The organism is Ruegeria sp. BK1, from assembly GCF_056535645.1.
On record NZ_JBQFIS010000001.1, the window covers coordinates 2757328 to 2778720 of the forward strand.

General features: G+C 59.7%; 21 protein-coding genes and 1 riboswitch. Of the genes, 4 read left to right on the plus strand and 17 right to left on the minus strand.

Translation table 11 applies throughout. From position 1 onward, the window contains the following. Window positions 1-7: 7 nt before the first annotated feature. From mutT to ACR3E7_RS13715, 3 genes are read right to left on the minus strand one after another with little or no spacing between them, the layout of a single operon-like run. Window positions 8-406 (minus strand): 8-oxo-dGTP diphosphatase MutT, encoded by a 399-nt coding sequence (gene mutT / locus ACR3E7_RS13705; RefSeq protein WP_170755464.1) that lies wholly within the window; start codon window positions 404-406, stop codon window positions 8-10. Then, a complete protein-coding gene (gene argJ / locus ACR3E7_RS13710; protein ID WP_480505460.1) occupies window positions 403-1629 on the minus strand; it encodes a bifunctional glutamate N-acetyltransferase/amino-acid acetyltransferase ArgJ in 1227 nt (408 codons plus the stop codon). The genes mutT and argJ overlap by 4 nt, the downstream gene beginning before the upstream one ends. 6 nt (window positions 1630-1635) lie before the next feature. Beyond that, on the minus strand, window positions 1636-2484 hold the full coding sequence (locus tag ACR3E7_RS13715; protein WP_480505458.1) for a peptidylprolyl isomerase: 849 nt from the start codon (window positions 2482-2484) through the stop codon (window positions 1636-1638). Between the two features lie 176 nt (window positions 2485-2660). Here ACR3E7_RS13715 and secA point away from each other — a divergent pair, with 176 nt between their 5' ends. The 3 genes from secA (at window position 2661) to ACR3E7_RS13730 (ending at window position 7978) form a co-directional block, all read left to right on the plus strand. Next, window positions 2661-5378 carry a preprotein translocase subunit SecA gene (gene secA / locus ACR3E7_RS13720; protein ID WP_480505456.1) on the plus strand — a complete coding sequence of 906 codons (2718 nt, stop codon included), beginning with the start codon at window positions 2661-2663 and terminating at the stop codon, window positions 5376-5378. Between the two features lie 100 nt (window positions 5379-5478). After that, entirely contained in the window at window positions 5479-6402 is a 924-nt protein-coding gene (locus ACR3E7_RS13725; protein WP_480505454.1) for a hypothetical protein, read from the plus strand. Window positions 6403-6427: 25 nt separating this feature from the next. Then, window positions 6428-7978: a substrate-binding domain-containing protein gene (locus tag ACR3E7_RS13730; RefSeq protein WP_480505452.1), complete on the plus strand. Its 1551-nt coding sequence runs from the start codon at window positions 6428-6430 to the stop codon at window positions 7976-7978. Between the two features lie 70 nt (window positions 7979-8048). On the opposite strand, the gene radC is transcribed toward ACR3E7_RS13730, so the two are convergent. From radC to dnaK, 13 genes are all read right to left on the minus strand, one after another. Next, complete coding sequence (gene radC / locus ACR3E7_RS13735; protein ID WP_480505450.1) at window positions 8049-8804, minus strand: RadC family protein; 756 nt, start codon at window positions 8802-8804, stop codon at window positions 8049-8051. A 35-nt stretch (window positions 8805-8839) separates the two neighbouring features. After that, window positions 8840-9574 (minus strand): ABC transporter permease, encoded by a 735-nt coding sequence (locus ACR3E7_RS13740; protein WP_480505448.1) that lies wholly within the window; start codon window positions 9572-9574, stop codon window positions 8840-8842. Beyond that, window positions 9571-10296 carry an ABC transporter ATP-binding protein gene (locus tag ACR3E7_RS13745; RefSeq protein WP_480505446.1) on the minus strand — a complete coding sequence of 242 codons (726 nt, stop codon included), beginning with the start codon at window positions 10294-10296 and terminating at the stop codon, window positions 9571-9573. Before ACR3E7_RS13745 ends, ACR3E7_RS13740 begins: the two co-directional genes overlap by 4 nt. Continuing rightward, the gene (gene tenA / locus ACR3E7_RS13750) at window positions 10293-10967 is read right to left on the minus strand and encodes a thiaminase II (protein ID WP_480505444.1); all 675 of its coding nucleotides are present in this window, start codon (window positions 10965-10967) and stop codon (window positions 10293-10295) included. The genes ACR3E7_RS13745 and tenA overlap by 4 nt, the downstream gene beginning before the upstream one ends. Beyond that, window positions 10964-11899 carry an ABC transporter substrate-binding protein gene (locus tag ACR3E7_RS13755; RefSeq protein ID WP_480505442.1) on the minus strand — a complete coding sequence of 312 codons (936 nt, stop codon included), beginning with the start codon at window positions 11897-11899 and terminating at the stop codon, window positions 10964-10966. Before ACR3E7_RS13755 ends, tenA begins: the two co-directional genes overlap by 4 nt. Before the next feature lie 20 nt (window positions 11900-11919). After that, entirely contained in the window at window positions 11920-12885 is a 966-nt protein-coding gene (locus ACR3E7_RS13760; protein WP_480505440.1) for a ThiF family adenylyltransferase, read from the minus strand. After that, window positions 12882-13478: a thiamine phosphate synthase gene (locus tag ACR3E7_RS13765; RefSeq protein WP_170786115.1), complete on the minus strand. Its 597-nt coding sequence runs from the start codon at window positions 13476-13478 to the stop codon at window positions 12882-12884. The genes ACR3E7_RS13760 and ACR3E7_RS13765 overlap by 4 nt, the downstream gene beginning before the upstream one ends. Next, complete coding sequence (locus ACR3E7_RS13770) at window positions 13475-14239, minus strand: thiazole synthase (protein ID WP_480505438.1); 765 nt, start codon at window positions 14237-14239, stop codon at window positions 13475-13477. Before ACR3E7_RS13770 ends, ACR3E7_RS13765 begins: the two co-directional genes overlap by 4 nt. Before the next feature lie 2 nt (window positions 14240-14241). Next, window positions 14242-14436, minus strand: coding sequence for a sulfur carrier protein ThiS (gene thiS, locus ACR3E7_RS13775; RefSeq protein WP_480505437.1), 195 nt, complete (start codon window positions 14434-14436; stop codon window positions 14242-14244). Continuing rightward, window positions 14420-15397, minus strand: coding sequence for a glycine oxidase ThiO (thiO, locus tag ACR3E7_RS13780; RefSeq protein ID WP_480505435.1), 978 nt, complete (start codon window positions 15395-15397; stop codon window positions 14420-14422). The genes thiS and thiO overlap by 17 nt, the downstream gene beginning before the upstream one ends. After that, window positions 15394-16197, minus strand: a complete 804-nt coding sequence (gene thiD, locus ACR3E7_RS13785; RefSeq protein ID WP_480505433.1) for a bifunctional hydroxymethylpyrimidine kinase/phosphomethylpyrimidine kinase — start codon at window positions 16195-16197, stop codon at window positions 15394-15396. The genes thiO and thiD overlap by 4 nt, the downstream gene beginning before the upstream one ends. A gap of 45 nt (window positions 16198-16242) precedes the next feature. Next, window positions 16243-16349, minus strand: a riboswitch (TPP riboswitch). A 171-nt stretch (window positions 16350-16520) separates the two neighbouring features. Beyond that, window positions 16521-17669, minus strand: coding sequence for a molecular chaperone DnaJ (dnaJ, locus tag ACR3E7_RS13790; protein ID WP_170771415.1), 1149 nt, complete (start codon window positions 17667-17669; stop codon window positions 16521-16523). 74 nt (window positions 17670-17743) lie between these two features. Next, complete coding sequence (gene dnaK / locus ACR3E7_RS13795) at window positions 17744-19651, minus strand: molecular chaperone DnaK (protein ID WP_170790228.1); 1908 nt, start codon at window positions 19649-19651, stop codon at window positions 17744-17746. 213 nt (window positions 19652-19864) lie between these two features. On the opposite strand from dnaK, the gene ACR3E7_RS13800 reads away from it, so the two are divergent. After that, window positions 19865-20467, plus strand: coding sequence for an alpha-ketoglutarate-dependent dioxygenase AlkB family protein (locus ACR3E7_RS13800; RefSeq protein WP_170771411.1), 603 nt, complete (start codon window positions 19865-19867; stop codon window positions 20465-20467). On the opposite strand, the gene ACR3E7_RS13805 is transcribed toward ACR3E7_RS13800, so the two are convergent. Then, window positions 20464-21291 carry an ABC transporter permease gene (locus ACR3E7_RS13805; RefSeq protein ID WP_480505430.1) on the minus strand — a complete coding sequence of 276 codons (828 nt, stop codon included), beginning with the start codon at window positions 21289-21291 and terminating at the stop codon, window positions 20464-20466. The two genes, ACR3E7_RS13800 and ACR3E7_RS13805, sit on opposite strands and share 4 nt — an antisense overlap. Window positions 21292-21393: the final 102 nt, after the last annotated feature.

Sequence of the window (21393 nt, forward strand, 5' to 3'; positions counted from 1 at the left end):
CGCGACACTACAACCAATCCCGCAGAATCGGGATCAACGGCACATCAGCTGCGGGCATAGGATAGTTCCGCAGATCATTAGCGCGGACCCATTTCAGCGCCTGACCTTCTTTTGATTGTGGTATCCCCTCCCATTTCCGGCAAGCGAACAGCGGCATCAACAGGTGGAAATCGTCATAGCTGTGGCTGGCAAAGGTCAACGGTGCTAGGCAGGAGGCCCAGGTGTTGATGCCCAGTTCTTCCTCCAACTCGCGGATCAGGGCGACTTCGGGAGTTTCGCCGGGTTCGACCTTGCCGCCGGGGAATTCCCACAGACCGGCCATGGATTTACCCTCGGGGCGCTGCGCCAGCAGCACCCGGCCTTCGACGTCGATCAGGGCGACGGCCGACACCAAAACGGTCTTCATGAACGATAATCCGCGTTGATCTCGATATAGCCGTGGGTCAGATCACAGGTCCAAACGGTGGATGCGCCCTTACCCAGTCCCAGATCGACCGCGATCACCAGATCCTGACCTTTCATGTAAGCGGCGGCACCTTCCTCGCGGTAGTCGGGGCTGACCCAGCCTTTCTCGGCCACCAGAATGTCGCCGAAAGAGATACTCAGCAGGTCGCGGTCGGCGGCGGCACCGGACTTGCCGATGGCCATGACTACGCGGCCCCAATTCGGATCTTCGCCCGCAATCGCCGTTTTCACCAGCGGTGAGTTGGCAATTGCCAACCCATGCACCTTGGCATCCGCGTCCGTGGCTGCTCCGGTCACACGAATTTCTACGAATTTCGTGGCGCCTTCACCGTCGCGCACCACCTGCTGCGCAAGGTCCAGCATCACCGTTTCAAGCGCCTGCGCAAACGCTGCATTGCCTGTGGCATCCACGCCCGAGGCCCCGGTGGCGCAAAGCAGCAGCGTGTCCGAGGTCGAGGTATCGCTGTCCACCGTAATGCAGTTGAAGGTGCGGTCGGTCTGCGCGCCCAGCATCGCTTGTAGCGCCGATTGTTCGACTTGCGCATCGGTGAAGATGTAGACCAGCATTGTCGCCATATCCGGCGCGATCATGCCCGAACCCTTGGCGATCCCAGCAATAGAGACGATTTGTCCATCAATCTCGACCTGTGCGCTTGCCCCCTTGGGGAAGGTGTCGGTCGTCATGATCGCCCGCGCGGCGTCTTCAATGGCGTGGCGGCTGAGACCCATTTTAAGCGTCTCAAGCTGCGATACGATGCGACCATGGGGCAGCGGCTCGCCGATCACGCCGGTGGACGATGTAAATACCCGCTCGACCCCGACGCCGGTGGCTTTGGACACGGCCTGCGTCACTTCGGCCACAGAGGTCTGGCCGTAGTGCCCGGTGAATGCATTGGCATTGCCCGAGTTCACCAAAATAGCCGCCGGACCATCGCTGGCCCCACCGATCTTGTCCTGACAATCCAGCACCGGGGCCGCGCGGGTGGCGGAACGCGTGAACACCCCCGCCACCGAGGTACCGGGATCCAGCACCGCCAGCATCACATCGGTGCGGCCCTGGTAGCGCACACCCGCCTCAACAGTGGCAAAGCGCACGCCGTCAATTGCGGGCAGGTCGGGGAATGCCGCCGGAGCCAGAGGCGAAACTTTGGTAATCGTTGCCACGGACGGTTACTCCTGAAGCAGTTCGATCTGACGCAGTGCCTCGGGTCCGACACCCTCGGTCGTGGGGCGCTCGATCTCGGCCTGCTGGGTCAGCTCGTCGATGCGCGCCTGAATGATCTCCTGCTGAAGACCTTGGGACAGTTCGGCGCGGACAGCCTCAATATCCGGGGCTTCGGTTTTGCGCTTGTCGTTCAGGGTGACAACGTGCCAGCCGAACTGAGTTTTCACAGGGTCCGAAACCTGACCCTTTTCCAGACTGACAACGGCAGCCTCGAAGGCAGGCACCATGCGACCCGGGCCGAACCAACCCAACTCACCCCCATTCGGGCCGGACGGGCCGGTGGATTTCTCGCGCGCCAGTTGCGCGAAATCAGCACCGTCATCAAGCTGAGACTTGATTTCATTCGCTTCTTCTTCGGTTTCGACCAGAATGTGGCTGGCGTTATATTCATCCGCGCCCTGGAAATCAGCATATTGCGCATCATAGGCGGCCTGGATCGCCTCATCCGTCAGATTTTCCTCGATCAACGCATTCACAGTCTGCACCGCACGCAAAGATCGGGTTTCATTCTCGACGCCCAATGCGTTCAGCCGGGTCAGCGCGTCCTGCTGTTGGCCCAGCAATTGCTGCTGGATCAACTGATCGACAATCAGATCATAGAGAACATCGTCTTCGATCTGCTGATATTGCTCGGGCAAGGCTGCGGCAGTAGCGATGATGTGACCCAATGTGATCTCTTCCCCGTTCACACGGGCCACGACCGCGCTGGGATCGGGCTGGGTTTCGGCGGCCAGTGGCAGGGCCAGCACGGCAGTCAGGGCCAGCGATGGCAGAAAAGTGAGGCCTTTGGGCATGGATTCATCCTATTTTCTAGCCGCGACGGGGCGCAGCGTTGACACTGTGGAACCTGCCGCTTACATCGCTTTGAAGCCTTGGACAGGGCCGCCTTTCACCCCCCGTATCTATGGGTTGCGCGCAAGGTGGGCAAGCCTGTCGCAACCAAGACAAGAACAGATCCGCTGGAGTGAACATGCTGGGACTCGGAACGCTCGCCAAAAAGGTGTTCGGAACACCGAACGACCGCAAGATCAAGGCGACCCGCCCCCTGATCGACCAGATCAACGCGCTGGAACCCGAGTTCGAGAAATTGTCGGATGACGGTCTGAAGGAAAAGACCGAGGAATTGCGTAAACGGGCGTTGGACGGCGAGAGCCTGGATGACCTGCTGCCCGAAGCCTTTGCCAACGTACGCGAAGGCGCCAAGCGCGCGCTGGGTCTGCGCGCCTTTGACGTGCAGTTGATGGGCGGCGCGTTCCTGCATCAGGGCAACATTTCGGAAATGAAAACAGGTGAGGGCAAAACGCTGGTCGCCACGTTCCCGGCCTATCTGAACGCTCTGACCGGCAAGGGCGTGCATGTGGTCACCGTGAACGAATACCTGGCCAAGCGCGACTCGGACTGGATGGGCAAGGTTTTTGGCGCTTTGGGCATGACCACGGGTGTGATCTGGTCTGGTCAGCCAGATGCGGAAAAGAAAGCCGCCTACGCCTGCGACATCACCTATGCCACCAATAACGAGCTGGGCTTCGACTATCTGCGCGACAACATGAAGTCCGATCTGGCCGAGATTTATCAAAAATACCACAATTTCGCGATTGTGGACGAGGTCGACTCGATCCTGATTGACGAGGCGCGCACGCCGCTGATCATCTCGGGCCCGTCGCAGGACCGGTCTGACATGTATACTACGATCGACGGGCTGATCCCTTCGTTGCAGGACGACCACTATTCGCTGGACGAGAAATCGCGGAACGTGACCTTCACCGATGAAGGCAACGAGTTTCTTGAAGAACAACTGATCGCAGCCGGACTGATCCCCGAGGGCCATTCGCTGTATGATCCCGAAAGCACCACGGTCGTTCACCACGTGAACCAAGGTCTGCGGGCGCATAAGCTGTTCCAGCGCGACAAGGACTATATCGTGCGCGACGGCAATGTCGTTCTGATCGACGAATTCACCGGGCGCATGATGCCGGGTCGCCGTCTGTCGGAAGGTCTGCACCAGGCCATCGAGGCCAAGGAAGGTGTTCCGATCCAGCCTGAGAACGTGACGCTGGCCAGCGTGACCTTCCAGAACTATTTCCGCCTTTATGACAAGTTGGGCGGCATGACCGGCACTGCCCTGACCGAGGCCGAAGAATTCCAAGAAATCTATGGCCTGGGCGTGGTTGAGGTTCCGACCAACAAGCCAATTGCACGTGTAGACGAAGATGATCAGGTCTATCGCACTGGTGCCGAGAAATACGGCGCGATGATCGAAGAAACCAAAGAAGCGCAGGAAAAGGGCCAACCAGTTCTGCTGGGCACCACCTCGATCGAGAAATCCGAACTGCTCAGCCAGATGCTGACCAAAGAAGGCATCCAGCACAACGTTCTCAACGCCCGCCAGCACGAGCAAGAGGCGCAGATCGTCGCCGATGCGGGGCGTCTGGGCGCAGTCACCATCGCCACCAACATGGCCGGTCGCGGAACCGACATCCAGTTGGGCGGCAATGTGGAAATGAAAGTGCTGAAGGCGCTGGCCGAAAACCCCGAGGCCGACCCCGCCGAACTGCGCGCGGCCGAAGAAGCAACTCACGCCGAGGAAAAAGAAAAGGTTCTGGCCGCTGGTGGTCTGTTTGTTATGGCATCAGAACGCCACGAAAGCCGCCGCATCGATAACCAGCTGCGTGGCCGTTCGGGCCGTCAGGGTGATCCGGGCCGCACAGTATTTTACCTCAGCCTCGAAGACGACCTGATGCGCATCTTTGGCTCGGAACGTCTGGACAAAGTTCTACACACCCTGGGCATGCAAGAGGGCGAGGCCATCGTTCATCCCTGGGTCAACAAATCGCTGGAGCGGGCGCAATCCAAGGTCGAAGGCCGCAACTTTGACATGCGCAAGAACGTTCTGAAATTTGATGACGTGATGAACGACCAACGGAAAGTGGTGTTCAGCCAACGGCGCGAGATCATGTCTGCCGATGACCTCTCAGATGTGGTCTCGGACATGCGCGAACAGGTCATCGACGATCTGATCGACGAATACATGCCGCCGAAATCCTATGCTGATCAGTGGGACACCGATGGATTGCACGAGGCGATCAAGGACAAGCTGACCATCGACGCGCCCGTACAGGATTGGGCCGCCGAAGAAGGCGTGGATGACGAACAGGTGCGCGAGCGTTTGGTCAAGGCCGCCGACGAGATGATGGCGCAAAAGGCGACCGCTTTTGGCCCCGAGAACATGCGCAACATCGAAAAGCAGGTTCTGCTGAACACCATCGACAGCAAATGGCGTGAACACCTGCTGACACTGGAGCATCTGCGCTCGGTCGTTGGGTTCCGGGGCTATGCCCAGCGCGATCCGCTGAACGAGTATAAGAACGAAAGCTTCCAGCTGTTTGAAAGCATGTTGGACAGTTTGCGCGAAACCGTGACTCAGCAATTGTCGCGCGTGCGCCCTCTGACCGAGGAAGAACAGCGCGAGATGTTGGCGCAGATGCAGGCGCAACAGGCCCAAGCGCAGCAGGCGGTCGATCAGGCCGCAGGTCAGGCCGAAGCTGTGGCCGAGGCCGAAGCCTCGGGTGATGCGCGACCCGGTTTCGATGAAAACGATCCAAGCACATGGGGCAATCCGTCACGCAACGACAGATGCCCCTGCGGTTCGGGCAAGAAGTTCAAACATTGCCACGGACGCCTGACCTGACATCACCTTAGTTCAGACACAATTAACCCGCGTCACGGCCACATATTGGCCGTGATTGACCCGCAGGGTGCGACTCGCTCCTTCAACTGGGGAGGGTGTTTTGTTTGTAATTAAGAACTACGTGACCACTGGGGGTACCGTTGCCTGTGCCCTGGCCATTGGTTACCTGATGCAGAATGGAACGCCTGCGGAACCTGACGCCCCGCAGACGCAGATCAGTTCTGTCATGGATCACACGGCGATCATCGCAGGGCTGGAGGATATCGTTCTGACCTCCTCGACTCCGGCCCACGAAACGCCGGACGACACCACAACCGGACATCGCAAGCTGCACGCCAACGGGTCTGCCCCCTCGGGCCCGACGGACTGCGCTATCGGCGCACGGGCGCGGGCTGTACCCGGTGCTGCAGCGCAACTGACCGTCCTTGCCCCTTGCCACGCGGGCGAACGGATTGATGTGCATCACAGCGGCCTGACCGTCACGCAACAAACAGACGCGACCGGTCGTCTGGAAGTGACAATCCCGGCGCTCAGCGAATATGCGATCTTCCTGATCTCGGTCGGGGATCAGGCGGGCACTGTTGCGACCACACATATCCCCGATATCACCCATTTCGATCGCGTGGCCCTGCACTGGCAAGGCAATACGGACCTGCAAATCCATGCGCTGGAGTTTGGCGCAAGCTATGGCAGCACCGGCCATGTCTCGGTTGACGCCAAAACACAGGGCGCCGGGCAAGTTGTCCATCTGGGTCAACCCGACCTGAACGACGCGCAGAACGTTCAGGTCTATTCCTACCCTGCAGGGCAATCCGATCAGACCGGCTCGATCACCCTGTCGGTCGAGGCCGAAGTGACCCGGGCAAATTGCGGCCAGGAACTGCACCTGCAATCGCTGGAACTGCGCGGCGATCAGCGCCTCAGCGCGCGCGACCTGTCCGTCACTCTGCCGGAATGTTCGAAAGCGGGTGAGTTTCTGGTGTTGAATAATCTGCTCGAAGACCTGAAAATCGCGGCAAAGTAAAACCGCAGGCAGGCTCGGGCATCTTATGACATTTCTTCGTGTGGCGACCGCCGCACTCTTCTCCTTGGCATCTGCGTCGCAGGCGGCTGCGCAAGACATCACCCTGACCTCGCATGACGGCAAGGTCGAGGTAATCGGCAATCTGCTAGGCTATGACGGCGAGTTCTATCGCATCGACACCCGGTTCGGCGCGCTTACCGTTGACGGCTCGGGTGTGACCTGCACGGGTCCCGCTTGCCCCAGCCTGACAGATTTTGTGGCCGAGGTTCGCCTGTCCGGCGCGTCAGTTATGGCCGAGAACATCTTGCCCGCGCTTTTGGTGGCCTTTGCCCGACACGAAGGGTGGGCCGCGACCCCACGACATCTGGAGGGCGGGCAATTTGCCTATGAGCTGACTAAAACCGACCGCGCGGCACCGCTGGGTCGGTTCGTATTCACCCCCACAACCACCGACCAGGGGTTTGCCGATCAAGTGTCAGGTTCGGCCGACATCGTCATGGCCCTGCGCGAGGTTCGACCAACCGAGCAAGACAGCGCCATCAAGGCCGGTTTGGGCGATCTGTCCCTGGCCCGACGGTCCCGCATCGTGGCACTGGACGCGTTGGTGCCGGTGGTGTCACCGGACAATCCGATCCGACAGATATCACCCGCTGATCTGGTCCGCATCTTCACCGGAGAGATCACGAACTGGACCAGCCTGGGCGGACCCGACGCGCCAATTGCCGTGCATCTGCCGGACACCGACCCGTCGCAAGCCTTGCAGGACAGTTTGCTGACACCGGTAAACGCCTCCCTGCCCGCAAGGATCAACCAGCATAACCGCAGCAGCGCTCTGGTTCAGGCAGTTGCACGGGATCCGTTCGCCATCGGCATCGCCAGCCAGGCGGCGGTCGACACGGTCCGCGCGTTGCCCCTGACCGGCGGCTGCGGTCACGCGCTGGCGGCGACCCGACAATCCATCAAGACCGAGGACTACCCCCTGACCTCGCCCATGTTCCTTTACTTGCCCAACCGTCGCCTGCCCCGGATCGCAAGGCAGTTTCTGTCTTTCGCCCAAAGCCCCGAGGCGCAAGTCGCAATCCGAGATGCAGGTTTCGTCGATCAAGCCCCCGAGCTGTTGTCCATCGACCAGCAGGGACATCGCCTGGCCAACGCCGTCGCCTCGGGCGGGGCTGAAATTGGGCTGGACGAGCTACAACGCATAGTAGGTACATTGCGCGCCCAATCTCGGCTGTCGCTGTCCTTCCGGTTCGAGACAGGTTCCTCCCGCCCCGACGCGCAATCGCGCGCCAACATCCAGCTTTTGGCTCAGCTGGTGGAATCCGGCCAATTCGACACCCGGCGCCTCACATTTATCGGCTTCAGCGACGGCGACGGATCTGCACAAGCTAACGCCCAGATCGCCCTGCTGCGCGCCAAAACCGTGCGCAACGCCGTTCTGGCCGCAATTGAAGCTTCGATCTCCGAAAAGGTGGAACTGAATGTCGACGGTTTTGGCGAAGCCATGCCCATGGCCTGCGACGACACCGAATGGGGGCGAAAGGTCAATCGTAGGGTCGAGGTTTGGGTCCAATAGCCCGGCCCTTCTTCTCGTTCCAAATACGGCGGGGGTGAATCGTCCCCAAAGGCCAAGAAGAGCAAAGCCCCTACAAATATCCTTCCGACCGGAAACTCAGTTCTGTCGATTTCCCGATGATCAGGTGGTCATGCAAGGTCAGACCCAACGCGACACAGGCATCCTGAATCCGGGTGGTCATATCGATATCCGACTGCGAGGGCGTTGGGTCACCTGACGGATGGTTATGCACCAGAATAAGCGCCGAGGCATTCAACTCCAGCGCCCGTTTCGCCACCTCCCGCGGGTAGACCGGCACATGATCGACGGTGCCTTTAGCCTGCTCTTCATCCGCGATCAGCACGTTCTTACGGTCCAGATAGAACACCCGGAACTGCTCGGTCTCGCGATGGGCCATGGTCGTGTGGCAGTAATCCAGCAGCGCGTCCCAGCCCGAGATCACATGCCGCTGCATTACTCGCGCACGGGCCATACGATGGGCGCAAGCCTCAAGAATCTTCAGGTCGGTGATGACCGTCTCACCCACACCTTTGATCTGACGCAGCCGTTCTTCGGGCGCGGTCAGCACGCGGTTGAAATCCCCAAACGTATCCATCAGCGCCCGCGCCAGCGGTTTCACATCCTGCCGGGGGATGGACCGGAACAGCACCAGCTCCAACAACTCATAATCCGGCATTGCAGCGGACCCGCCCGACATGAACCTTTCGCGCAGCCGCTTGCGATGGTCTTTGATATAGGAGGGCAATCGACCACTTGGCAGCGGCTGCGCGGGCGCTTCGTCCGTTTCAAACAGCATTGGGGCTTCGGCAAAGGCGTCCTTGGTCATGTTCTCACCCTGACGCCGAATCGGTTTCCAAACCGTTAACGCACTTCACCTGCCATGCGCGCCGTCGCGCGGCGGATGATCAGATGCAGCAGAATCGAAAACACGCCCAAGGTCAGCATCGCGGCAAACATCAGGTCGGTCTTGGCACGCCCATTGGCCAGCAGCATCAGATAGCCCAAGCCTTGAGACGAGCCCACCCACTCGCCAATCACGGCCCCGATGGGCGCATAAACCGCCGCCAGCCGCATCCCCGACGCCAGCGAGGGCAGCGCAGCCGGAATGCGGATATGCCACAACACTGCACGCGGGCTGGCCTGCATGGTGCGTGCAAGGTCCAGATAGCCGGGGGGCGTGCGCATCAATCCGTCAAAAAAGGACGAGGTGATCGGGAAATAGATGATCAGCACCGCCATCGCGACCTTGGACCACAGCCCATAACCCAGCCACAGGGTCAACAACGGGGCCAGAGCAAACACCGGCAGCGCCTGTGTGAAGACTAGCATCGGCTGCACCAACACCCGCGCCGCTCGCGAATTCGCCAGTTGCAGCGCGGTGATCACGCCCAGAACCGTGCCGAGGGCGAGCCCGATCACTACCTCTACCGCTGTAATCCACGTATGTTCGGCAATCACCCAGCGGTTCTGCCACCATGTCTCAGCCACCAGTGCCGGACCGGGCAGGATGAATTTCGGCAGGCCCGTTAGGCTGACAATCGCCTGCCAGACGGCCAGCGCGAATACAGTTGCGGCAAGGGCGGACAGGATCTTCATGCAGCCTCTCTCAGCAACCGCAGCAACGCGCCCTGCGTCTCCAGTGTTTCCAGATCATCCACATGGCGCGGGGCCGGGGCCGAGGGCGGATCGCAGGGCGTCAACCCCTGCGCCGTCATCACCATGATGGATTGACCCAGGCGCGCGGCCTCAGCCGGATCGTGCGTCACCAGCAATACGGTGCGCCCCGCCAGCGACTCGGCCGCCAGATCCTGCATATCGGCGCGGGTGCGGGCGTCGAGGGCCGAGAACGGCTCATCCAATAACACGATGGGCCGGTCCTCCATCAACGTACGCGCCAAGGCCACGCGCTGACGCTGACCGCCAGACAATTCTCCGGGTTTTTTGTTCAGATGATCCTGCAATCGCATCCGCTCGATCAGACGGTCCCGGCGGGCCAGGTCGGGCTTCTCACCCCTCAACCGCGCGCCCAGCGACACATTCTGCGCCACCGTCGCCCAGGGCAGCAACAGGTCGTCCTGCGCCATATAGGCGACGCGGTTCGCCACAGGCTGCGTGTCGCTTGCGTTGATCTGGCCCTTGAATTCTGCGCCAGTCTCAAGCCCGGCAATCAGGCGCAGGACAGTGGTTTTCCCCACACCCGATCCACCCAGCAGACACGTCCACTGCCCAGCCCCAAGGGTCAGGGCCAACGGCGCGAACAAGGGCGCGCCGTCGATTGTGGCCGTGCCGCTGATGGTCAGATCAGGCGCTTGGGTCACAGGGTCAGGCCCATTTGCCAGAAATTGACCTCAAGCTCGGTCGCGGTGCGGAAGGTCTGACACAGACGGTTCCAACGCGGTGAGGCTTCGAAATCTACCCCAATGCGTCGAGTTAGAGCCTGGTACAACAATTCTCCGACCGCATTGCACGCGCCCTGATAGTCCTCACCGGCATAGGTGTTGATCCAATCACGATAGGTCTCGGATGTAGCCTCGGCAGCCAGCCGCGCGCCGATCTCACCATAACCCATGACACAGGGCGCAAGGGCCGCCAGCAGGTCCAGCAGATCTCCACTATACCCGGCCTCTAACACGAACCGCGTATAGGCCAGATTCTCGGCCCGCTCGGGAGTCGCGAACAGCTCCTCCTGCGAAATCCCGGCAGCCTCGCAGATGCCGATATGCAGCTGCATTTCTTCAGCGACCAGAGCGTTCACTGTTCCCACAGCAGTCAACATCTCGGAATGCGTTTCCGATTTCACCACCGCCAAAGCCCAGGCGCGGCAAAAATGGATCAAGAACACGTAATCCTGCCGCAGATAGTGCAGGAACGCCTCACGCGGCAGCGTGCCGTCCTTTATGCCTTCGACGAAGGCGTGGCGGGTATAATCCCGCCACGGCCCTTGCGCCGCGTCACGCATCAGCGCGAAGGCTTTGCCGTAGCCGCTCATTGCGCGGTCACGTCAATAGTGATGTCACTGACCGGGTTGATGCTGTCGATCATGCCGCTGTCTTTCAGGAACGCCTCGAACCGTGCGTACCGACCAGCGTCAAAACCAGCCGGACGCAAGGCAAAACGGGGCAGCGTGTCGACCCATGCACGGGCGTTCAGCTCATCCTGCAGCTCGGGCGAGGTGGCCGCGAAAATCTCCCAGCTTTTTTCGGGGTTGTTGACGATATACTGCGTGGCTTTCTCGGTCGCGGCCAGAAAACGCGCGATCATGTCGGCATCCATGGTTTCGGGGTTGGCCACATAGATCAGCTCATCATAGGGCGGTACGCCTTCTTCCTCGATGTAAAAGCAGCGGCCCGCGACACCTTCGATATCCATCTGGTTCAGTTCGAAATTGCGGAACGCACCGATCACCGCATCCACCTGCCCGGTCATCAGCGACGGCGAAAGCGAGAAGTTCACATTGATCATTTCGATATCGTCCAGCGCCACACCATGGGCATTCAGCATGGCGGTCAGAATGGCCTCTTCCACGCCCGCGACCGAGAAGCCGATCTTTTTCCCCTTCAGGTCGGCCAAAGATTTAATCGGACCGTCTTCCAACACCAGAAGGCAGTTCAGCGGGGTCGCAACCAGCGTGCCCACGCGTTTCAGCGGCAGCCCTTCGTGGATTTGCAGGTGCAGCTGCGGCTGGTAGGACACCGCCAGTTCAGCTTGACCTGCTGCCACCAGACGCGGCGGGGCAGAAGGATCGGCGGGCGGGACGATTTCAACCTCAAGCCCCTGCTCGGCGAAATAGCCATTTTCCTGTGCCACGATGATCGGGCCGTGATCAGGGTTGATGAACCAGTCCAGCAGGACGGTCATCTTGTCCTCGGCCCAGGCTGGCGCAGCGGCCACCAGAGCGATGGCGGTGATCAGCTTTTTCATGTCTCGCGTTTCCTTTTCGCTTACGAGGTCGAGGCCGCGACGAGGACAATCTCGCCCGGCCAATCCGGTTGAATCTGTTCGGCAGCACGCCATGCGCGCAGACCGGTTGTACAGCACAAGGCTAGTCTTTTACCTTTATTAGGGTCTAATTCTTGCAATTTATCAGGCGCAATGCGCTGCGCGTTCGGATGCGCTGGGATCGCCGCCTCAGCCTCATCGCGCAACTCAATGATTTGATCTTCAGCACCGAGTTGACCGACTGAGACGAACCGAAAACAGCTATTGGGTTCGGGCGCGTTGTCGAACCGGAAGGTGCTGGTACGCAGGGTACGGGCGTCGTATTGAACCATCTGCCCCAAAGGCGAGGGCGCAATCCCAAGGATCAGGTTCAGCGCCATCTGCGCCTGCATCGCGCCAATTGTTCCAACGACCGGACCCAAAACGCCCGCCGTGGCGCAGCTCGCTCCGCTATCGGGCGCGTCAGGGAACACCGCGCGCAGCGAGGGCGCCCCTCCGCAGAACCCACCAACATAGCCCGACAGCCCCAGCACCGAGGCGCTGATCAACGGTTTCCCCTGCGCTAAACAAGTATCGGACAGAATATAGCTGGCCGCATAGCTGTCAGCACAATCCAGGATCACATCCGCCTGCGCGGCCATATTGGGCGCATTTGCACTTGTTAAAGCATGTTCTAGCGCCTCAACTTCGATCTCATCGTTTAAGGCCCGACACCTCTCGGCGGCCACTTTGGCCTTGAGTCGCCCACAATCCGCCTGCGCGAACAGAGTCTGGCGATGCAGGTTGGACAGATCAACTGTATCCCTATCCATCACCGTGATCCGCCCTACCCCAGCCCCAGCCAACAATGGCAAGACCGGCGCAGCCAGCCCTCCGGCCCCCACAACCAGCACATGCGCCGGGGACAGACGCGCCTGCCCTTCTGCGCCTACCTCGGTCAGGATGGTTTGGCGGGCATAACGGCTCATCGGGTGGCCTCGATCCATTCGCGCACGCGCGCTTCGGGGTCAGTGTTCAGGGTGATATCTGTGACGACCGAGACGATATCAGCCCCCGCCTGCAGAACACCCGACGCGCGCTCGACGCTCATCCCGCCGATCCCGACCAGAGGGATATCGCCCACCCGCGCCTTCCATTCGGTGACGCGCGGCAGACCCTGCTGATGCCATTTCATCTTTTTCAGGATGGTCGGATAGACCGGCCCAAGCGCTACATAATCCGGGTCCATCGCCAGAACGCGTTCCAGTTCGTCGTCATCATGGGTCGACACGCCCAGCTTCAGCCCAGCCTTGCGGATAGCTTTCAGATCGGCATCGTCCAGATCCTCCTGCCCCAGGTGAATCCAATTACATCCGGCCTCAATCGCGGCCTGCCAATAGTCGTTCACCACCAGAACCGCGCCATGCTGGCGGCACAGATCGCGTGACTGGGCAATCTGTTCACGCACCACCGCATCGGGCTGATCCTTGACGCGCAGCTGCACCAGTTTCACGCCCAGCGGCAGCATCCGCCGCAGCCAGTCCGAGTGATCAAAGATCGGGTAAAAGCGGTCGAGGCTCATGACAGAAACGCCTTTCCGATCACGGGGGTCGAGGCTTCGGCCATATCGCGCGCCTCGATCGGGTCGGCTTGATGGGCCAGTTGCCCGGCAAGGGTCGCCTGCATCATGGCCCGCGCCATCGCCGGCGGATCACCCGCGCGCGCCACGGCGGTGTTCAGCAGTACCGCGTCATAGCCCAGCTCCATCGCGCGCGAGGCGTGGCTGGGCAGGCCAATGCCCGCATCAATCACCAACGGCACATCCGGGAATTCTGCCCGCATCGCCCGCAACGCGTGTTCGTTGTTCAGCCCGCGCCCCGACCCAATCGGCGCGCCCCAGGGCATCAGCACCTCGCACCCTGCAGCCAGCAGGCGTTCACCCACGATCAGATCGTCGGTGGTGTAGGGGAAGACCTGAAACCCTTCCTCGGTCAGGATGCGGGCAGCCTCGACCAGTTGGAACACATCCGGCTGCAGACTATCCGTGTGCCCGATCAGTTCCAGCTTGATCCATTTGGTGTCGAACACCTCACGCGCCATCTGCGCAGTAGTCACAGCCTCTTTAACCGTATGGCACCCGGCAGTGTTTGGCAGGATCAGCACGCCGAGGTCCTGGATCATCTGCCAAAAGGTCTGACCCGCCCCGGATTCGCGCCGCAGCGACACAGTGGCCACTCCGGCCCCACTTTCCCGAAACGCCTGCTCCAGAATGGCCGGGCTTGGATATTGTGCTGTGCCCAACATCAAGGGGTTGGGCAATTCGGTACTGTAGAACGTCTTCATCCTCAGCCCCCCTGCATCGGTGCGACGACCTCGACCCGGTCGCCATCCACCAATTTGTGCGAGATGCGCAGGCTCGAAGGAACGAATTCCTCGTTCACCGCCGTTGCGACCCGGCCCGAGAATCCGCACTCAACCAGCATATCGGCCAGTGTCAGAGCCGCAATTTCGCGGGATTCGCCATTAAGCACGATCTTCATCGACCATCTCCGAATGTTTGTTCTCAAGTGCCAGATCGGCCACACCCCGCGCCAAAGCCGGGGCCAGCAGATAGCCGTGGCGATACAGGCCGTTGGCGTAGATCGTGTGGCCCAAGCGCCGGATACGCGGCAGGTTGTCGGGAAAAGCAGGACGTAGATCGACACCAATCTCCAGAACCTCGGCCTCACCGAAGGCCGGGTTCAGCGCATAGGCTGCACTGAGCAACTCCAGAATGGAGCGCGCGGTGATCCGACTGCTGTCCTCAGACTCGATCATCGTTGCGCCCAGCATGTAAACGCCATCTCCGCGCGGTACGATGTAGAGCGGCATCCGCGGATGCAACAGCCGCACCGGGCGGGTCAGGTGGATATCCGGGCAGCGGATCACCAGCATCTCACCCTTCACGCCGCGCAGATCATGCAAAACCTCGCGTGCATGTAACCCTCGGCAGTCTATCGCGTTTTCCAGACGGGGCGGGGCGAGTTTCTGGTGAAATTCAACCCCTTGACCCTGCAACTGCCGATAGAGGTCCTGCAGCGCTTGCCGAGGGTCCAGATGCGCCTCATCCGGGAAGAACAAAGCTTTGGAGAAGCCATGCAGATCAGACTCTAATTCTCGAATTTGGGTCTGATCAACATCTGCGAATGCCTGGGTCCTGCGCGCAAACCGCCGCAAATCCGGCAGATCGCGCGGATTGGCCACGACCAGAGTTCCGCGCCGCTGCACCTGTGTACGCGCGGCCCACCAGTCCAACGCGGTCTTTCCCAATCGCAGCACCGGCTCTTCGGCATTTTCATATTCGCACCATGGGGCCAGCATCCCGCCAGCCCACCACGAACACCCATGCGCACCGGGCGGGCCACCGGGATCAAAGACCTGCACCTTGGCGCCGCGCGACACTATCTCGCTAGCCACAGCCAACCCTGCGACACCGGCGCCTATGACCGACCAGATCGTCACGCAGGCCAAACCTCATGAAAATGATGAACCGGGCCGTGGCCCTGCCCAATATCCAATGCATCCGCCTTGGCAATCGCACCTTGCAAATAGTCATGAGCCTGCGCAACCGCGTCCGGGATCGTCAGGCCCTTGGCCAATCCGGCCGCAATAGACGAAGACAAGGTGCACCCGGTGCCATGCGTGTTTCTGGTTTGGCGGCGCGGTGCGGTGAACTCGGCGATCAGCCCTGCCGAACTGACCAGAAGATCATGGCAAATCTCGCCTTGCCCATGCCCCCCTTTCATCAGAACAGTTTGCGCCCCATACCCACATAGGGCGCGACCTTGTTCAACCATCTCATTGGGGCTTTGTGCATCAGAAGACCCCAGCAAACACGCAGCCTCGGGCAAATTCGGAGTCAAGACCGAGGCGCGAGGCACCAACACATCCCTAAGCGTTTGAACAGCATCCTCGGCAAGCAAAGCGTCGCCGGATTTGGCGATCATCACAGGGTCTAACACAATAGGGCCGTCGAATTCGGCGATGCTGCCGGCCACAGTGTGGATAATGTCTGGCGTTGCGAGCATTCCGATCTTGATGGCACCCACGTCCAAGTCCGTCAGAACCGCTTCGATCTGCGCCGCAATCACATCCAGCGGGATGCCATGAACCGCCGTAACCGCCCTGGTATTTTGCGCCGTCACTGCCGTTATCACACTGGCGCCGTATACGCCAAGCGCCGACATGGCCTTGAGGTCAGCTTGAATTCCAGCCCCACCGCCGCTGTCCGAACCGGCAATCGTCAATGCAATAGCGGCCATATCGTTGCTCCAAATTCTTGGGGCAATCGCGGCGTAGAAACCGTCTATAGTTTGACGACCGTTCCCTCCGCCGGAATTGCCCGGATCAGGTTCGATGGGTTGATGCGAAAGCACCTCTCAGCCCCTTCTAGGAGGCACCCCAACGGTTGGCGCGGAACATCTCAGGCGCGCAAGAAATAATCAAGAGGATTCTGCGAGGCTCTGCCTCGCGCTCCGGGATATTTACGGCCAGATGAAGAGCGGATCCCACTTTACCTGGCCAAAAGTATACCGGGGGAGTCGCCTGGAACAGGCGGCGGGGGCAGGGCCCCCTATTCGACTTTTCAGCCCTTCATTCCGTCCCAGAAAGACTTGACGGATGAGAAAAAGCTTTTGGACTCTGGGTGGTTATCTTCACCCAAGTCGTCGAACTCCTTCAACAGTTCTTTCTGACGGCTAGTCAGGTTCACTGGCGTTTCCACTGCAAGTTCAATAAACATGTCGCCTACACCGCCGCCGCGCAAAGCCGGCATACCCTTACCGCGCAAGCGCATCTGACGACCTGACTGACTGCCCGCCGGGATTTGCACGCGACCGCGGCCACCGTCGATGGTGGGAACTTCGATCGAACCGCCCAACGCTGCTTTGGCCATGCTGACTGGCACGCGGCAATAGAGGTTTACGCTGTCTCGTTCGAACAGTTTATGGTCCGACACTTCGACGAAGATGTACAGATCACCCGGAGGGCCGCCGCGCATTCCGGCCTCACCCTCGCCCGCCAGACGTATACGGGTACCCGTTTCCACCCCGGCGGGGATGTTGACGGATAGCGCGCGCTCTTTTTCCACGCGACCCGCACCGCCACAGGATTTACAGGGGTTCTTGATGATCTGGCCCAGACCCGAGCAAGTCGGGCAGGTGCGTTCCACAGTAAAGAAACCCTGCTGTGCCCGAACTTTGCCCATACCCGAGCAGGTCGGGCAGGTTGTCGGTTCTACACCACCTTCGGCACCCGAACCGTCACAGGCTGAACAGGCCACAGCGGCCGGCACGTTGATGGTTTTTTGCAGACCTGAGAACGCCTCTTCTAGCGTGACGCGCAGGTTGTAGCGCAGGTCCGAGCCGCGGGCGGCGCGACGTCCACCGCCTCCGCCACGTTGGCCACCCATGAAATCGCCGAACAGATCGTCGAACACGTCCGAGAAGGCGCTGGAAAAATCGCCCTGACCGAAGCCGCCGCCAGGACGGCCACCACCGCCCATGCCATTTTCAAACGCGGCGTGGCCAAAGCGATCATAGGCCGCTTTTTTGTCAGCATCGCGCAGGACGTCATAGGCCTCATTTGCTTCTTTGAACTGCGCTTCGGCATCCGGGTTGTCTTTGTTGCGGTCTGGATGAAGCTCTTTTGCTTTCTTGCGAAAACCTTTTTTGATCTCATCAGCCGATGCGCCCTTGGCTACGCCGAGCACATCGTAATAGTCGCGTTTTGACATCAGTATGTCCTTCTGCCTCAACGTAAATAGGCCGGCCCGGGGAACGGACCGGCCCGCATTGGCCCGGTGAGCCGTTAGTTACGTTTGTCGTCGTCCAGATCTTCGAACTCGGCGTCGACAATGTCATCATCGCCCGGCGCTGCATCGGCTGCGGCCGGTTCTTCTTCGCCTTCCTCGGACTGCGCCTTGTAGATGGCTTCGCCCAACTTCATCGCGGCTTCGGTGACGTTCTGGATGCCAGACTTGATCTTGTCGGCATTCTCGGTTTCCAGCTCGTCCTTCAGCGCGGCAATCGCCAGCTCGATCGCTTCGATAGTGGTCGGGTCGACCTTGTCGGCATGCTCTTCCATCGACTTTTCGGTCGAGTGGATGAGGCTTTCTGCTTGGTTCTTGGCGTCGACCAGCTCGCGGCGTTCCTTGTCGGCCTCGGCGTTTTCCTCGGCGTCCTTGACCATCTTCTCGATATCCGCGTCGGACAGACCGCCCGAGGCTTGGATGGTGATCTTCTGCTCTTTGCCGGTACCTTTGTCCTTGGCCGAAACCGAGACAATGCCGTTTGCGTCGATGTCAAACGTCACCTCGATCTGAGGCATACCGCGCGGTGCGGGCGGGATATCCTCGAGGTTGAACTGACCCAGGATCTTGTTGTCCGCAGCCATTTCACGCTCACCCTGGAACACGCGGATGGTCACGGCGTTCTGGTTGTCCTCGGCGGTCGAGAAGACCTGAGACTTTTTGGTCGGGATCGTGGTGTTGCGGTCGATCAGACGGGTGAACACGCCACCCAGCGTTTCAATACCCAGCGACAGCGGGGTCACGTCCAGCAGAACCACGTCCTTGACGTCGCCTTGCAGAACACCGGCTTGGATAGCGGCGCCCATGGCAACAACTTCGTCCGGGTTCACGCCTTTGTGCGGCTCTTTACCGAAGAATTTGGTGACCTCTTCGATCACTTTCGGCATCCGGGTCATACCACCGACCAGAACAACCTCGTCCACATCGCTGGCCGACAGACCGGCGTCTTTCAGAGCGGCCGCACAGGGCTTCATCGACTTTTTGATCAGGTCGCCCACCAGCGATTCAAGCTTGGCGCGGGTCAGTTTCATGACCATGTGCAGCGGTTGACCGTTGGCACCCATCGAGATGAAAGGCTGGTTGATTTCGGTCTGCGAGGTCGAGGACAGCTCGATCTTGGCTTTTTCGGCGGCTTCTTTCAGACGCTGCAGGGCCATCTTGTCTTGCGACAGGTCGACACCGTGTTCCTTTTTGAACTCATCCGCCAGGTAGTTGACGATGCGCATGTCAAAGTCTTCACCACCCAGGAAGGTGTCACCGTTGGTCGATTTAACCTCGAACAGGCCGTCGTCGATTTCCAGAATGGTCACGTCGAAGGTACCACCACCAAGGTCATAAACCGCGATGGTTTGCGTTTCTTCCTTGTCCAGACCATAGGCCAGAGCAGCCGCTGTCGGTTCGTTGATGATCCGCAGCACTTCCAGACCGGCGATTTTGCCGGCGTCTTTGGTGGCCTGACGCTGAGCATCGTTGAAGTATGCCGGAACAGTGATAACCGCTTGCGTGACTTCCTCACCCAGATAGCTTTCTGCGGTTTCCTTCATCTTGCCCAGAGTGAAGGCCGAGATCTGGCTTGGGGAGTACTTTTCGCCGCGAGCTTCAACCCACGCGTCGCCGTTGCCACCGTTCACGATAGCATACGGCACCATTTTCTTATCTTTTTCGACTTCGGCATCATCCACACGACGACCGATCAGACGCTTGACGCCAAAGATCGTGTTGTCGGGGTTGGTGACCGCCTGACGTTTTGCAGGCTGTCCGACCAGTCGCTCATCTTCAGTGAAGGCGACAATCGAGGGCGTGGTCCGCGCCCCTTCGGCGTTTTCGATGACCTTCGGCTGCGAGCCGTCCATGATAGCCACGCACGAGTTGGTGGTTCCGAGGTCAATCCCGATTACTTTGCTCATATGTTCGATCCCTTTCTCTTCAAGGCGATGTCCCGAGGCCGGGACCCGTTATGGCATCCCTGCCTCGATCTCAATTGCGCAATGGCAATACACCATCACGCGTCCCGGCGTATATAAGGGCGAGACCAAAAGCCTGCAAGCGGTGTAAATCGCAGGTTTTCGGGAATCTGGGGCCTTTTTTGCAACGTTTCGGCAAGGATTGAGGAATCTTCGATGACGCGGCTGCTTTTGCGCGATTTCGATATCAGAAAAGCCTATCTGGATGTGGCGGCGCAGACCGCGCTGATCGACCTGTTGCGCCCGATTCTGAAATCCGCACCCCTGTTCCGCCCGACGACGCCATCAGGCAAAGAGATGTCGGTCCGAATGACCTCGGCCGGGGCGCTGGGATGGGTGTCGGACCGGGCGGGGTACCGGTATCAGGATCACCATCCCAAGGGGGTGGCATGGCCCGCGATCCCCGATCCGATCCTTGAAATCTGGCACGCCCTCGCCAGCGTCGAGCGCGACCCAGATTGCTGCCTGATCAACTATTATGGCGAGGGCACCCGCATGGGCCTGCATCAGGACAAGGATGAAGCTGACTTTTCCTGGCCAGTCCTGTCAATCTCGCTGGGCGATGATGCTTTGTTTCGCATCGGCAACACCACCCGTGGCGGCAAGACCGAGTCGATCTGGCTGAACTCGGGCGATGTGGTGATCATGGGCGGCCCCGCGCGCCTGACCTATCACGGGGTGGACCGTATCCGGTTCGGATCATCCAAACTGTTGCCCAAGGGTGGTCGGATCAATCTGACGTTGCGCGTGGCGACCTAGCTGCGCGCCCCCCAGCTTTTCGACACGTGCTGACGGGTGAAGAAAATGCCCAGCAAACCGATCAAAAGCAGGATAATGCCTACCCAAAGCGCGTATTCCCAGCTGGTCTGGCGCGGGAAATAGTTGCGAAACACGAACCCGCGGCATTGGTCAATGACGTGAAACAGCGGGTTCCAGATAAACATGGTCAAAGTGAACCCACCCAGACTGTTGGCCACAAACATCTTGCCAGAAAAGATCATATTGATCCGACGGTAGACGACGGACGAAATGGACACAAATGTCGGAAGCCAGGGCTTGAGCGCCATAAACAGGACGCCAACTGCGCTGCCGGTAAACCAGGCCAGCACAAGCATATAGAACGCGCCACCCGGATCCTGTATTTCAAGCGGTTCGATGGCGACGTGATACATGAACAGGATGACCAGGATCGAAACCAGTTGCGTGTAGAACGTCCCGAACGCCGCCGCAAGAAGCGACACCATCATGTTCATCGGCGAATGCAGCATCATCGGGTTGTTTCCGGTCGCAACCCCAGACACTCCGCTGACGGATTTCACGTGGGTTAGAAACAGAAACACTCCTGACAGCAGAAACAGGATGGGATTGCCGCGAATCTTGGACAAGCCGGTTATCTTTCCAACCAACGTCATGATCAGATAGAACACCGTTACCAGCGCAAGGATCTGGACAATGTTCATGATCACCGCCAGCACCGCGTTCGACCGTTGCGAACGGATGCTGCGCACCACCGAATGAAACACCAGTTCCGAGGTGGTGAAGGCACCACCCAAAAGCGTCCGGTTTCGCTTAAAGTAATACACCTGCGCGGTCTTTCCTGCTTTATTGCCAGCAATCTGGCACGAAATTCTTGCTGTTCCGTAACCGGGACATCATAAGGCCGTCAGGATTTTCAATCAACAAAT

Excerpts from the sequence above, each read along its gene's own strand:
- dnaJ (WP_170771415.1), bottom strand. The coding sequence starts at position 17,669 with ATGTCAAAACGCGACTATTACGATGTGCTCGGCGTAGCCAAGGGCGCA.
- ACR3E7_RS13740 (WP_480505448.1), bottom strand. The coding sequence starts at position 9,574 with ATGAAGATCCTGTCCGCCCTTGCCGCAACTGTATTCGCGCTGGCCGTC.
- dnaK (WP_170790228.1), bottom strand. The coding sequence starts at position 19,651 with ATGAGCAAAGTAATCGGGATTGACCTCGGAACCACCAACTCGTGCGTG.
- ACR3E7_RS13755 (WP_480505442.1), bottom strand. The coding sequence starts at position 11,899 with ATGAAAAAGCTGATCACCGCCATCGCTCTGGTGGCCGCTGCGCCAGCC.
- mutT (WP_170755464.1), bottom strand. The coding sequence starts at position 406 with ATGAAGACCGTTTTGGTGTCGGCCGTCGCCCTGATCGACGTCGAAGGC.
- ACR3E7_RS13730 (WP_480505452.1), top strand. The coding sequence starts at position 6,428 with ATGACATTTCTTCGTGTGGCGACCGCCGCACTCTTCTCCTTGGCATCT.
- secA (WP_480505456.1), top strand. The coding sequence starts at position 2,661 with ATGCTGGGACTCGGAACGCTCGCCAAAAAGGTGTTCGGAACACCGAAC.
- ACR3E7_RS13760 (WP_480505440.1), bottom strand. The coding sequence starts at position 12,885 with ATGAGCCGTTATGCCCGCCAAACCATCCTGACCGAGGTAGGCGCAGAA.
- thiD (WP_480505433.1), bottom strand. The coding sequence starts at position 16,197 with ATGGCCGCTATTGCATTGACGATTGCCGGTTCGGACAGCGGCGGTGGG.
- thiS (WP_480505437.1), bottom strand. The coding sequence starts at position 14,436 with ATGAAGATCGTGCTTAATGGCGAATCCCGCGAAATTGCGGCTCTGACA.
- ACR3E7_RS13765 (WP_170786115.1), bottom strand. The coding sequence starts at position 13,478 with ATGAGCCTCGACCGCTTTTACCCGATCTTTGATCACTCGGACTGGCTG.
- ACR3E7_RS13715 (WP_480505458.1), bottom strand. The coding sequence starts at position 2,484 with ATGCCCAAAGGCCTCACTTTTCTGCCATCGCTGGCCCTGACTGCCGTG.
- tenA (WP_480505444.1), bottom strand. The coding sequence starts at position 10,967 with ATGAGCGGCTACGGCAAAGCCTTCGCGCTGATGCGTGACGCGGCGCAA.
- ACR3E7_RS13800 (WP_170771411.1), top strand. The coding sequence starts at position 19,865 with ATGACGCGGCTGCTTTTGCGCGATTTCGATATCAGAAAAGCCTATCTG.
- radC (WP_480505450.1), bottom strand. The coding sequence starts at position 8,804 with ATGACCAAGGACGCCTTTGCCGAAGCCCCAATGCTGTTTGAAACGGAC.
- ACR3E7_RS13770 (WP_480505438.1), bottom strand. The coding sequence starts at position 14,239 with ATGAAGACGTTCTACAGTACCGAATTGCCCAACCCCTTGATGTTGGGC.